8 protein-coding genes and 2 pseudogenes are annotated in these 13,236 nt (G+C 55.5%); 1 reads left to right on the top strand and 9 read right to left on the bottom strand.

The window, feature by feature from the left end; translation table 11 throughout:
• Positions 1–80: 80 nt before the first annotated feature.
• The 6 genes and pseudogenes from rbfA to rimP form a co-directional block, all read right to left on the bottom strand.
• A pseudogene (gene rbfA, locus P6M73_RS07580) lies at positions 81–419 on the bottom strand (30S ribosome-binding factor RbfA); the annotation flags it as partial.
• Position 420: 1 nt separating this feature from the next.
• Entirely contained in the window at positions 421–2,586 is a 2,166-nt protein-coding gene (gene infB / locus P6M73_RS07575; protein ID WP_277855503.1) for a translation initiation factor IF-2, read from the bottom strand.
• Between the two features lie 15 nt (positions 2,587–2,601).
• Positions 2,602–2,904, bottom strand: coding sequence for a L7Ae/L30e/S12e/Gadd45 family ribosomal protein (locus tag P6M73_RS07570; protein WP_277855502.1), 303 nt, complete (start codon positions 2,902–2,904; stop codon positions 2,602–2,604).
• On the bottom strand, positions 2,897–3,163 hold the full coding sequence (gene rnpM, locus P6M73_RS07565; RefSeq protein WP_277855501.1) for an RNase P modulator RnpM: 267 nt from the start codon (positions 3,161–3,163) through the stop codon (positions 2,897–2,899). Before rnpM ends, P6M73_RS07570 begins: the two co-directional genes overlap by 8 nt.
• A 32-nt stretch (positions 3,164–3,195) precedes the next feature.
• A complete protein-coding gene (nusA, locus tag P6M73_RS07560) occupies positions 3,196–4,344 on the bottom strand; it encodes a transcription termination factor NusA (protein ID WP_277855500.1) in 1,149 nt (382 codons plus the stop codon).
• A 20-nt stretch (positions 4,345–4,364) separates the two neighbouring features.
• A complete protein-coding gene (gene rimP / locus P6M73_RS07555) occupies positions 4,365–4,826 on the bottom strand; it encodes a ribosome maturation factor RimP (RefSeq protein WP_277855499.1) in 462 nt (153 codons plus the stop codon).
• A 294-nt stretch (positions 4,827–5,120) separates the two neighbouring features.
• On the opposite strand from rimP, the pseudogene P6M73_RS16965 reads away from it, so the two are divergent.
• A pseudogene (locus P6M73_RS16965) lies at positions 5,121–6,418 on the top strand (transposase).
• A gap of 343 nt (positions 6,419–6,761) precedes the next feature.
• Here P6M73_RS16965 and P6M73_RS07540 read toward each other — a convergent pair.
• The 3 genes from P6M73_RS07540 to rseP are packed head-to-tail and all read right to left on the bottom strand — an operon-like array spanning position 6,762 to position 13,127.
• On the bottom strand, positions 6,762–11,012 hold the full coding sequence (locus P6M73_RS07540) for a PolC-type DNA polymerase III (RefSeq protein WP_277855496.1): 4,251 nt from the start codon (positions 11,010–11,012) through the stop codon (positions 6,762–6,764).
• 13 nt (positions 11,013–11,025) lie between these two features.
• Positions 11,026–12,078 (bottom strand): flavodoxin-dependent (E)-4-hydroxy-3-methylbut-2-enyl-diphosphate synthase, encoded by a 1,053-nt coding sequence (ispG, locus tag P6M73_RS07535; protein ID WP_277855495.1) that lies wholly within the window; start codon positions 12,076–12,078, stop codon positions 11,026–11,028.
• 32 nt (positions 12,079–12,110) lie between these two features.
• Positions 12,111–13,127 carry an RIP metalloprotease RseP gene (rseP, locus tag P6M73_RS07530; RefSeq protein ID WP_277855494.1) on the bottom strand — a complete coding sequence of 339 codons (1,017 nt, stop codon included), beginning with the start codon at positions 13,125–13,127 and terminating at the stop codon, positions 12,111–12,113.
• Between the last annotated feature and the right edge of the window lie 109 nt (positions 13,128–13,236).

Raw genomic sequence — 13,236 nt, 5'->3', positions numbered from 1 at the left:
TCCGCCTCAAAGTCCTCATTGTCCGCAGCATCCGTTGCCATCGGCGCCATCGCCGGAGCGGGCGCTGCCTTTTCCGGCAGAACCTTACGCAGGATGCTGTCGATGTGCATGCCGTAGTCAATGCTGGTATCTTCAATCAGCGTCAGCTCCGGCGTATTTCTTAAGTTCATGGTAGCGGACAGCTGACGGCGCATGAAGCCCTTGGCCCGGTTTAAGGCAGCCAGGGTTTCTTTCTCCTCTTCCTTCGTCTTGCCGAAAATCGAAAGGTAGATCTTGGCGTACTTCAGGTCCGAGGTCACATGGACGCCGGTCACCGACACCATGGCGCTGATCCGGGGATCCTTGATCTCGTTCCGGATGATGTCCGCCAGTTCCTTCTTCATTTCTTCATTGATTCGATCCATACGATGTTTTGCCATGTTAGAGTTCCTTCCGCTTGACTTCCTTCATTTCAAAGGCTTCGACAATGTCCCCTTCCTTGAGGTCATTGAACCGCTCGATGGAGAGTCCGCATTCGTAGCCCTGGGCTACTTCCTTGACGTCGTCCTTGAACCGTTTCAGGGAAGCCAGCTGACCTTCGAAAATGATGACGCCGTCCCGGATCAGACGGATCTGGGCATTGCGCACCATTTTGCCTGAAGTGACATAAGCGCCGGCAATGGTTCCGATGGCTGAGATCTTGTAGATCTGACGGCATTCGGCGGTACCAAGGATTACTTCCTTGATGTCCGGCTGGAGCATGCCGATCATCGCCGCCCGCACATCGTCGATGGCGTTGTAGATGACGCGGTAGCTCTTGATTTCGACCTTTTCTTTTTCGGCCAGTGCCTGGGCATTGTTGTCCGGACGGACATTGAAGCCCATAACGATGGCATTGGAAGCAGCCGCCAGGATGATGTCGGTTTCGTTGATGGCACCGGCTCCGCCGTGAATCACGCGAACCTTGACCTCATCGGTGGACAGCTTTTCCAGGGAGCCCCGGAGCGCTTCCACGGAACCCTGCACATCCGCCTTGACGATGATGGGCAGTTCCTTGACTACGCCTTCGGAAATCTGGGAATACAGTTCCTCCAGGCTCATGCGGCCGCTGCTCTGGCTGTGGGCCCGATCCTTCTGGACTCTGGCCTGAGCCATGCCCCGCGCCGTCTTTTCATCCTTGACTTCGCTGAACCGGTCACCGGCCTGCGGAACATCGGACAGACCGAGTACTTCCACCGGAATGGACGGACCGGCGGACTTGATCTTCTTGCCCTTGTCGTCAAACATGGCACGAACCCGGCCGTAGGTATTGCCGACGAGGATGGAATCCCCGACCGACAGCGTTCCGTTCTGAACCAGCAGCGTGGCCACCGGGCCTCTGCCCTTGTCCAGCTCCGCTTCCACCACTGTTCCCTTGGCGCGACGCTTGGGGTCGGCCTTGAGTTCCATGACTTCCGCCGTCAGAACGACCATTTCCAGCAGCTTGTCGATGTTCATCCGCTTCTTGGCTGAGACTTCCACCATGATGGTGTCGCCGCCCCAGTCTTCGGAAATCATGCCGAACTCCGTCAGCTCCTGCTTGACCCGGTCCGCGTTGGACTGCGGCTTGTCCATCTTGTTGATGGCAACCACCATGGGGACACCGGCTGCCTTGCAGTGGGAAATGGATTCCCGGGTCTGCGGCATGATGCCGTCATCGCCGGCTACTACCAGGATGACGATATCGGTGATCTGTGAACCGCGGGCCCGCATCTGAGTAAAGGCTTCATGGCCCGGGGTGTCGAGGAAGGTAATCTTCTCACCCTGGACGTTGACCGTATAGGCGCCGATATGCTGCGTAATGCCGCCGGCTTCCTGATCCGTCACATGGGCGGAGCGGATGGCGTCCAGTAGTGAGGTCTTGCCGTGGTCAACATGACCCATGACCGTCACGATGGGCGGACGCTTGACCAGGTTGGCATCGTCAGACACTTCCTCATCGAGGAGTTCATTGCCCAGAACCGGCTTTTCTTCCCGGTCGATCATGACATTGTACTTCTCAGCGACCTTGGAGGCGGTTTCATAATCAACTTCCTGATTGATGGCCGCCATGACGCCGTTCATGATCATGGTCTTGATGACCTCGTTGTAGGGCTTGCCCAGCTTGTCCGCCAGTTCCTTCACCATGATGGTTTCACCCATGGTGATGATGCCGACGGCCTTGTCTTCCATCTGCTGGTCATTCTTGCGGCCGCGCTTCTTCTTCTTGGCCTGGTTGTTGACCTGCTCCGCAATTTCTTCTTCGTAGACTTCGACAATGCTCTTGGCCTTATCCGCCTCGGCTTTTGCCTGTGCTTCGGCATTGGCATCAGCCTGGGCCTGTTCCTCTTTGCTCAGGGGCTTTTCGGGAACAGCCTGGGGAACAGCTGCTTCAGCTGACTCAGCCGCTGCCTCGCCTTTCTTGGCCTCGCCGCCCATCAGTTCCTTGATCAGGGCTGCGTCTTCATCTTCTACCACGCTCATGTGGTTTTTTACTACAATGTCAAATTCCTCAGCCAGGATGGCAATCAGTTCTTTGCTGGTAATATTCAGTTCCTTGGCTAATTCATATACTCTGAGTTTGGACATTCTTTCCTCCTTGACCTACATAGCGATCCACAGCTCCTTCAGTTTTTCGGACATCTTCAGATCGGTTACCCCGATCACGGAGATTTCTCCTTTTCCTATGGCGCTGCCCAGTTCGTCCATGGTCGAAGCTTCGATCAGTTCCACGCCGAAATGCGCGGTCATGTCCTGAAACTTCTTCCTGGTTCCGTCACTGGCATCCAGGGCCAGGATCACCAGACGCACACGGCCGTGTTTCACGGCCGCTTCGGTCAGGTTGCCCCCGGCGGTCAGATTCCCTGATTTTCTGGTTAATCCCAGGAAATTCAAAAATCTATTCATGCTCGATGATCTCTCGCATGGACTGGTATATTTCTTCGCTGATATTGGTTTCCAAATTTTTATTTAATCGTTTGGTCTTGAACGCCTTCTCCAGACAAGCGATGTTCTTGTCGATGTAAGCGCCGCGGCCCGGCTTCTTTCCCACCAGGTCCAGGGAGACCTCCCCGTCTTTGTTCTTGACAACCCGAATCAGTTCTTTCTTGGGCTTCATTTCCATGCAGCCCAGACACTGTCTCATTGGTATTTTTTTCGGTTTCATGGAACCTCCTGCTTGAGCACCCATGGCCGGATCTAACTCTCTTCCGAAGGAACTGGTGCCGCTGCGCGCGGTGCGTCCCCCGGATGATACGTCGTCTCGGCATGCTGCTCAAATCCGGCCATGGCCAGCGGATCGCGGCTGGACTTGATGTCAATCTTCCAGCCCGTGAGCTTGGCTGCCAGGCGCACGTTCTGCCCTTCCTTGCCGATGGCCAGGGAGAGCTGGGAGTCATCGACAATGACCCGCGCGGTATTGTCGTTGGAGTTCACCGTCACGGATTCCACCTTGGCCGGAGACAGGGCATTGGCGATATAGCGCGCCGGATCCTTGTCCCATTCCACGATGTCGATCTTCTCGTTGCCCAGCTCGGATACAACCGTCTGGACCCGGGCGCCGCGGTTGCCGACACAGGCTCCGGTGGCGTCCACGTTGGAATCATTAGAGAATACCGCGATCTTTGTCCGGGATCCCGGTTCGCGCGATGTGCTCTTGATCTCCACGATGCCGCTGTAGATCTCGGGTACTTCCCGCTCAAACAGACGCCGCACCAGTCCCGGATGGGTCCGGGAAACGGTGATCAGAGGGCCCTTGGTATTCTGGCGCACTTCCACGATGTACAGGTCAATGCGCTGGTTGAAGTCATAGGACTCCCCGGGAATCTGCTCGCTGGGTCCCAGCACGGCCTCGATCTTGCCCAGGTCCACATAAACGTTGCCCTTATCCTTACGCTGAATGACGCCGGAAATCAGGTCGAATTCCTTCTCCGAGAATTCATTGTAGATAATGGAGCGTTCCGCTTCCTTGATGCGCTGGGTTACGATCTGCTTGGCATTCTGAGCCGCTACCCGCATGAAGTTCTCCGGTGTCACGTCTTCCTCGATGACATCGCCCACTTCGCAGGACGGCTTGATTTTGCGGGCATCCGCCACCAGGATCTGAGCGGTCTCATCGGTGATCTCATCGACCACCTGTCGCAGGTTCACAATCCGGATTTCACCGGATTCGCGATTGACGCTGCTCTTGATCTCCTGACTGGAGGTGTCGTTGTAGTTTTTGCGGTAAGCCGCCGTCAGGGCGTCTTCCAGAGCGGTGAAGAGAAGATCCTCATCTATCCCCTTCAGTCTGGATATGTCTTTCATCGCCTGGATGATTTCATCCTTGTTTTTCTTACTCTGCTTCAATTTGTTTTTTTCTATCCTCCTTATACCTCGGGTTCCAGATGGATCAGCCGGACCCCGTTCCAATCAATGCGTTCCTGCTTTCCCTCGACTTCCAGCACCAGCTGGTCCCCTTCCAGGGCAGTCAGGATTCCCAGAAAATTCTTCTTGCCTTTCTCACTGTCCGCCAGGCGGACCCGAACCCGTTCTCCCACCGCTTTCGCCGCATGCTCCAGGGTATAGAGCTGCCGGAACAGACCCGGGGAAGAGACCTCCAGAAAATAAGCGCTTTCAATGGGATCCTTCTCATCAATCAGAACGGAGACGCGCCGTGATACCTTTTCACAGTCATCCAGCGTAATCGGCTCCCCGGACGGATTCTCAATGAAGAAGCGCAGATAGTTCTCGCCCTCTTCCGTTGCGAATTCCAGATGATACAGCCAGTAGCCCAGCTCCCTGATGCTTTGTTCGGTCATTTCCTGAATCACGTTGAGCTTTTCTTCCATGACGACCTCCTTTGATCAATAAAAATTTCCTGTTTCAACAAATAGGAGCGGGTCCCTTGACCCACTCCTAAGTACCTTATTCTCAGTACGAATACTATACCACAAATCAGATGTAATATCAATGAATCCGACTGCTTCCCCCAAAGTTCACACCCGAGCCTTAATTGAAAAAGTAAATTCCATGGCTCACTGTCCGTTGTATAGAAGTTACTTGTGCAAAAGTCGAGATGGAACTTACTTATTCAAAGATTTAGGATGAAGTTGATGGTGCCTCCTCTTTTGGAGGTAAGAAAAATGGCTAAGTACACTCATCTGATTTTTGATGAACGGTTGAAGATCCAAGCCCTATTGTTAGAATCGATATCCTTCCGTCAGATTGCTCGCGAACTTCACAAGGATCCTTCCACAATCTCCAAGGAGATCAGGAATCACCTGCGCTTTGTCAAGATTGGTAGCCACGGCAAAGTGTTCAACGACTGCCTCTACGCCAAAGAATGCGCTGCTCAGCATCTATGTCAGGATAAAAATGTCGAGCGTACTGCAAATACTGCAATGTCCACAAATGTCGGATTAAATGCCCTGACTACAAGGGATACATTTGCGCCAAACTGTCAAACCCGCCTTATGTCTGCAACGGGTGTAAAACAAAGACCAAATGCACATTGGAAAAGCGCCTCTACGATGCCAAATCAGCCCAGGCCGAATACGAAACTGTCCTCTCTCAATCGCGTAAGGGTATCCAACTGACTGAACAAGAAGCACTTCGGCTGGATGCCATTATCAGTCCCCTTCTGCGAAAAGGTCAATCGTTACACCATATCTGTATCCATAACCGGGACACGATTATGCAGAATGAGCGAACCCTCTACACCTGGATGGATTTAGGCATCTTCAGCGCACGTAATATTGATATGCCACGAAAAGTTCGAATGGGGTTTCGCAAACCCTTGAAACAGGGATACCTGGTCGACCTCAAATGTCGGGAAGCTCGTACCTATGACGATTATCTGGTCTTCCTTGCGGAAAATCCGGACATCCTCATCAGTGAAATGGACTCGGTGGAAGGCACCAAAGGGGGCAAAGTATTACTGACGATCCACTTTGAAACACCCAAGTTAATGCTGGCATTTATTCGTGATGCCAATACCTCCCAGTCCGTGATCGATATCTTCGATTACTTGGAGAAAATCTGGGGCCTGGAGGCGTTTCAGCGAATGTTCCCCGTGCTGCTCTCTGACAACGGCAGTGAGTTCAGTAATCCTTACCGCATCGAAACAAATGCGCAAGGGTTGTCTCGAACCCGAGTGTTTTACTGCAAACCAAGAGCTCCTTACCAAAGGGGACCTGGAGAGAATAACCATGCGTTCTTGCGGCGAATCATCCCCAAAGGAACGTCTATGGATGGTCTGACTCAGGCTGATATTGACTTGATGATGAGTCATATCAATTCCTATAGCCGCAAGGATCTGGGGAACAAGTCGCCTTATGAAGTCTTTGCAGCACTGTATGGGGAGGAACTCCTAACAGCGTTGGGTGCAAAGAAGATACCACCAGCTGATATCACGTTGCGCCCAACACTGCTTAAGAAATAGTCTGACCGGAGGCACCATCGCTTCGGGAAATATCGACGGCGCGAGGGGTCGAATTTACTCCTGCAAAAAATCGGACAAATTTGACCCTCGGATTGCCATTGCCAAAAATGAAACGAAATGGGTACCGATCACCATAATTGTACAGCTTTGGTGAACAAAGTTCATTCTGAACTTCATTTTTAAAAGACAAGACCAGGAGAGAATCAGTTTGATTCTGAAAATCTGGAAATAACTTCTGCAAACTGGAAGTTAGTTTTTCAACTGGCCGTTCACACCCGAGGGCGGATGGTCCCTCTCCGCCAGAAATGCCGCCGCCTGGGCCGGAGTCTGTCCGGTCCGGGTTTTAGCCGAAAAATGAAATCTGGTTGGTATCTCCCAGTTCGTTCAGACAGCCCAGGCGTTCCAGGGCTTCCATGACGGTGCGGGTGGAACGGGTCCGGTTCTTGAAGTCCTCCTTGGAGAAGAACTCCCCCTTCTGAGCTTCCTCATAGATGGCCAGACCGGCGTTTTCGCCGATGCCGTTGACCGCCGAGAACGGCGGGATCAGGCGGTTGTCCGCCACGATGAATTTCGAGCCGTGGCTCTTGTAAATGTCCACCGGCGCAAAATCATAGCCGCGCAGGAACATTTCGTAGACCAGCTCCAGGGTGGCCGCCAGATTCTGATCCTTGGGCGTCGCCTCGTTGCCCATGGCGGCGATCTCATCGAGCTTCGTCTTGACGGAGGCCTGGCCCTTGAGCACGACTTCCGCGTCAAAGTCCTTGGCCCGCACCGAGAAGAACGTGGCGTAGTAATGGAGCGGATAGTAGACCTTGTACCAGGCGATTCGCACCGCCATGGTGACATAGGCCACGGCATGCCCCTTGGGGAACATGTACTTGATCTTCTTGCAGGACTCGATGTACCACTCCGGCACCTTGTACTGCCGCATCTGAGCTTCCTCTTCGGGTTTGAGGCCCTTGCCCTTGCGCACGCGTTCGGTGATGAAGAAGGCATCCTTTGAGGGCAGGCCGCACTGGATCAGGTAGAGCATAATGTTGTCGCGCAGCGAAATGCAGCCTTCCAGGTCGGTATCGCCGTTTTTGATGTAGTACTGGGCGTTGTTCAGCCAGACATCGGTACCGTGGGACAGACCTGAGACCCGGACCAGGTCGGCAAAGGACTTGGGCTTGGTGTCCATCAGCATCTGCCGGACAAAGCGGGTGCCAAACTCAGGCACGCCGATGGTGCCCACCGGAGAACCCAGCGCTTCCGGATCCACGCCCAGCGTTTCCGTGGAGCGAAACAGGCCCAGCACTTTGGGATCCGTCAGCGGCAGGCTCTTGGGGTCAATCCCCGTGATGTCCTGCAGCATGCGCAGCACCGTCGGGTCGTCATGGCCCAGGATGTCGAGCTTGAGCAGCCGGCCCGAGATCGAGTGATAGTCAAAGTGGGTGGTAATGATGTCGGTGCTGGTGTCATCGGCCGGACGCTGCACCGGACAGAAATTATGAATGTCGTTGTCAGCCGGTACGACCATGATGCCGCCGGGATGCTGGCCGGTGGAGCGCTTGATGCCCGTGCAGCCCGCGGCCAGGCGTTCCATTTCCGCTCGGGTCATGGACAGGTTCTTCTCTTCCAGGAATTTTCGGACGTAGCCCATGGCAGTCTTTTCCGCCACCGTCGTAATGGTGCCGGCCCGGAAGGTAAAGCCCTCGCCGAACAGCACTTCGCAGTATTTATGAATGGAGGCCTGGTTGTCGCCGGAGAAGTTCAGATCGATGTCCGGCTCCTTGTCTCCCTCAAAGCCGAGGAAGGTCTCAAAGGGAATGTCATGACCTTCCCGGATGTATTCGGTATGGCAGGCCGGACAGCGCTTGGCCGGCAGATCGACGCCGGAAGACACCGAACCGTCGGTAAAGAACTCCGAATGTTTGCAGTGCGGGCAGACATAGTGCGGTGGCAGACCGTTCACCTCGGTGATGTCCATCAGGGTCGCTACCAGAGACGAGCCGACCGAACCGCGCGAGCCGACCAGATAGCCGTCGCTGAGGCTCTTTTTGACCAGCTTGTGTGCGACCAGATAGAGCACGGCATAGCCGTTGCCGATGATGGATTTCAGCTCGCGGTCCACCCGCGCCTGAACGATGTCCGGCAGCGGATTGCCGTAAATGGCATACGCCTTATCCAGCGTCATGCTGCGCACATCTTCCTCGGCCCCTTCCATCTTGGGCGGGAAGGTTTCCTTGGGAATGGGCAGGATCGGCTCCACCATGGCCGCGATCCGCCGGGTATTGTCGATGACCACTTCCCGGGCCAGCGCGCCGCCCAGGTAATCAAACTCACGCAGCATCTCGTCCGTGGTCCGGAACGGCATGGGCGTCGAATTCTCCCCGGCACCGGCAAAGCCCTGGCAGTACGTCAGAACGTGGCGGAACACCGCATCCTCCGGCCGCATCATATGGACGTCGCCGGTGGCCACCACCGGCTTGCCCAGGGCTTTGCCCAGCTTGACGATCCGCCGGTTGATGTCCTTGAGCTGCTCGACATGGCAGCGGTCCTCGACCAGCAGATGGGCGTGATTGCTCACCGGCTGAATCTCCAGATAATCGTAGAAATCAGCCAGCGAGGTGATGATATCCGGCCGCCGGCCGCCCAGGATGGCCCGGTACAGCTCGGAGTTGGTACAGGCTGAGCCAAGGATCAGATTTTCACGGCTGGCAGCCAGCAGGCTCTTGGGCAGCCTGGGATTGCGCTGAAAGTGCTCCAGATGCGACTTTGAGACCAGTTCATACAGGGTCTTGAGGCCCTTCTGATTTTTGGCCAGAATGATGACATGATCCGGCATCTGCTTGGTAATATCCACCCGCGACAGATAGTCGGCGTTGAGACCGGCTGTATCCGTGATGCCGTTCTTTGTCAGGTTCTCGAAGGAACGAAGCAGAATGTTGGCGGTGGTTTCGGCATCATCGACGGCCCGGTGGTGGCTGCCCATGAAGATGTTGAGGTATTTGGCAATGGTATCGAGCCGATGGCGCTTCAGTTCCGGATAGAGATAGCGCGCCAGGGTGACGGTATCGAGCTGGGCATTGTCAAAGGGCAGTCCCAGATCCTTCGCGTTCTTGCGGATAAAGCCCATGTCAAAGTTCGCATTGTGAGCGACCAGGACGGAGCTGCCGCAGAACGCCAGAAATTCCGGCAGTACCTGATCAATGGTTTTCTGTCCCCGCGCCATGGAATCCGTGATGCCGGTCAGCTCAATGATCTTGGCCGGCAGCGGTCGCTGCGGATCGACAAAGGCGGAGAAACGCTCGACCACGCGGCCCTCGCGGACCTTGGCCGCGCCGATTTCGATGATCCGGTCGTTGACATGGGAAAAACCGGTGGTTTCAATGTCAAAGACGACGTACTCCCCATCAAAGGGCACATTGACCTGTGAGGTGCAGATCCCCGTCAGGTCATCCACCACATAGGCTTCCATACCGTACAGCACTTTGATTTTGCTGCCGGCCGCTTCCATGGCTTCGGGGAAGGCCTGCACCACGCCATGGTCTGTTATGGCGATGGCCTCATGGCCCCACTGGATGGCCTGGCGCACCAGATCACCGGCGGACACCATGCCGTCCATGGTGCTCATGGTGGTATGGGCATGCAGTTCCACCCGGCGCACCGGGGCGTCATCGATAATAACGGGCGCTTCCAGGCGCAGGCAATGCGCCACCCGCACCGTCATTTCCTTCATGTACAGATCCACTTCGGTCTTGCCTTTGATCATGACATGCATCCCGGCCTTGATCGGCGGGACTTCATCCTTGTCCTTGGCGAACAGCTTGCAGATGATACTGGAGGTCGAGTCCGTCAGATAAATCGTCAGGAGAATCTTGCCGGTACGCAGCTCCTTCTCCTCCAGCTTGAATATCTGTCCGGCCACAGTCACGCTGTACATGCCCTCCGCCACGTCGGCGATGGGAATCGGTTCATCCCGAAACAGCTTGCCGTAAAGAACGGGATCATCCCCGGCCGGTTTCGGCGGCGGAGCGGGCTTGGGCGGAGCAGGTTTTGGCACAGAGGATTCCGGCGCAAACACCGCCGGCGCGGGTCCCGGCTGCGGGATCTCTTCCAGCGCAATCTGAGCCGGAATCGCCTGGGCATCGTAGACCAGCCGGATCTGGCAGGTCATATCGTAGATTTCCCGCAGGAACTCCTCAATCAGTTCCACGGTGCCCTTGCGCTGGAGATGATTGACCAGAACCGGGTTGGAGTGGGCAAAGCTGAGCTCATTCTCACTGCGCTCGAGGCGGGCATCCCGGAAAAAATTCATGGCAATGGGATCTTTGCGGAAAATTTCCGCCAGAAATCCCCGGATCGCTTCCTCGGTATCGAGCACATCTCCGTTGCGGCGCATGACGGATATGTCCTTAATGACCTGACCGCCCAGAATCTCATCGGTGACATGGCCGATGCATTCCTCATCTTCGATGCACAGCGGTCCGTCGGCCACGCAGAAAATGCGGAGCCGACAGTGTTTTTTCAGGTATTCCACTTTCAGCACCCTCAGGTGTTCTTCCCTGAGCCGACCCTGGAGCTTATGCTCCAGTACTTTTCGAAATTCCATAACCTGCTCCCGCTTACATGTTCTCGATTTCGGCCATCAGGGCCTCCACCAGCTCTTCTTCCTTCACCCGGCGGACAATCAGTCCCTTCTTGAAGATCATGCCGACCCCTTTGCCGCCGGCAATACCGATGTCGGCATCCCGGGCCTCGCCCGGTCCGTTGACAACACAGCCCATGACGGCCACCTTAATTTCCTTATCCAAGCCTTCCAGGCGCTTTTCCACTTCATTGGCAATGCCGATGAGGTCAATTTCGGTGCGGCCGCAGGTCGGACAGGACACAAACTCGATACCTTCCTTCAGATGACCCAGGGACTTCAGGATCTCCCGCCCCACCTTGATTTCTTCCACCGGATCTCCGGTCAGTGACACCCGCAGCGTGTCGCCGATGCCCTCGGCCAGCAGCGTGCCAATGCCGACGGCGCTTTTAATGGTGCCTCGCCACAGGGTGCCGGCCTCGGTCACGCCGATGTGCAGCGGCAGGTCGGTCTTCTGCGCCAGCAGCCGGTAGGCTTCAATCGTGCGCAGGACATTGGAGGACTTGATGGAAATGATGACATCATGGAAATTGACTTCATCCAGAATGGCCGCGTGGCGCAGGGCGGATGCGACCAGAGCCTCCGGTACGGGACCGCCGTACGTCTCCAGCAGATCCTTCTCCAAAGAGCCCGAGTTGACGCCGATCCGGATCGGAATGCCCCGGTCCTGGCAGGCGCGCGCCACCAGCTCCACTTTGTCGCGGGAGCCGATGTTACCGGGATTGATGCGCAGCTTGGCAATGCCGTTTTCAATGGCGCGCAGAGCCAGGCGGTAATCGAAGTGGATGTCCGCCACCATGGGCATGTCCACGCCGGCTGTGATTTCTTTCAGCGCGTCAGCCGCCGCCAGATCCGGCACGGCCAGCCGGACGATGTCGCAGCCGGCGGTGCGCAGGGCGCGAATCTGGGCCAGCGACGCCTCCACGTTCCGGGGATCGGTGTTGCACATGGATTGAACAGCAATGGGGGCATTGCCCCCAATTGAAATATTGCCGATTTTCACTTGTCTGGTTTTATTTCGTGTAATCATAGATTTCCTCGTTTGTCTTCCGTGATCCCCTCTTAATAGGCGATGGGGAAGAATATATCCTTGAATGTAATAAACAGCATGAACAGCATGAGAATGGTGAAACCCGCCATATTCCAGCCGGTCATGAATTTTTCCGGAATTTTGCGCCGGGTGATCAGTTCAACGAACAGAATCACCAGCCAGCCGCCATCCAGTGCCGGGAACGGCAGCAGGTTGAAGATGGCCAGGTTGATGGACAAAAAGCCCAGAAAGCGCAGGAAGCTCAGGAAATTGACCTTGGCCACCTCGGATGCCATGCCCAGGATCGCCACCGGTCCGCCCATCTGATCCACGCCGACCTGGCCGGTGAAGAGCAGCTTCAGGGAAAAGTAGGTCTGACGGATCATGGCCGAAGCCTCCACCAGTCCCTGGCGGAAGGACTGACCCAGATTCGGCTGCGTTTCGACCTGCGACTGGAAGCCAATGAGATACTGGCCGGTTTCCGTCTGTTTCGGGACAATATCATATTCAGACACCACATTGTCGCGGCTGACCTTGATTTTGGTCGGAGCCCCTTCCGCGACGGCCATATAGGTAATGACATCATTGAACGTCGTCACCTTGTTGCCGTTGACTTCGACAATGGCATCGCCGGGCTGAAGGCCGATGGCGGCAGCGGGTGAATCCGGGAGAACTTTTTCTACCACGTTAGTCTGGAAGCCCAGGCTCTGGGCCAGAATGGTAAAGAACAGGAAGCCGGTGATCAGGTTCATGAGCGGTCCGGCAAAAATAATGCTCATGCGCCGCAGCGGGTGCTTGGACTGGAAGGAATCGGAGGAGCCGTCTTCTTCTCCGGTGTCTTCCCCTTTCATCTGGCACATGCCGCCAATGGGCAGCGCTTTGATGGACCAGACGGTGCCGTTTTTTCCCTTGCGGGAAATCAGGGACGGCCCCATGCCGATGGCGAACTCCTCCACGGTGACCCCGTTCAGGCGGGCGACGATAAAATGGCCGAATTCATGGACCAGGACTAAAAAACCGAAGCCCAGGATCGCGAGGATAATACTCATATAATTTGTTTCTCCTAATGTTGTAGATTCGGACGGTTCGTCAGGCGAACCGGATCCGGATGGTCTTATTCACCCTATATTATGACACATCAGGTTAAAATGAAGTGAA

Origin of the sequence: Anaerococcoides asporogena, from assembly GCF_029590275.1 — a bacterium.
GTDB lineage: Bacteria > Bacillota > Clostridia > Clostridiales > Clostridiaceae > JG1575.
Note: the sequence above shows the minus strand (reverse complement) of the source record. Positions and strands in the feature narration are given on the sequence as shown.

Bases quoted from the DNA above. Each gene is read 5' to 3' on its own strand.
- P6M73_RS07570 (WP_277855502.1), bottom strand. From the start codon at position 2,904: ATGAATAGATTTTTGAATTTCCTGGGATTAACCAGAAAATCAGGGAAT.
- rimP (WP_277855499.1), bottom strand. From the start codon at position 4,826: ATGGAAGAAAAGCTCAACGTGATTCAGGAAATGACCGAACAAAGCATC.
- ispG (WP_277855495.1), bottom strand. From the start codon at position 12,078: ATGATTACACGAAATAAAACCAGACAAGTGAAAATCGGCAATATTTCA.
- rnpM (WP_277855501.1), bottom strand. From the start codon at position 3,163: ATGAAACCGAAAAAAATACCAATGAGACAGTGTCTGGGCTGCATGGAA.
- rseP (WP_277855494.1), bottom strand. From the start codon at position 13,127: ATGAGTATTATCCTCGCGATCCTGGGCTTCGGTTTTTTAGTCCTGGTC.
- infB (WP_277855503.1), bottom strand. From the start codon at position 2,586: ATGTCCAAACTCAGAGTATATGAATTAGCCAAGGAACTGAATATTACC.
- P6M73_RS07540 (WP_277855496.1), bottom strand. From the start codon at position 11,012: ATGGAATTTCGAAAAGTACTGGAGCATAAGCTCCAGGGTCGGCTCAGG.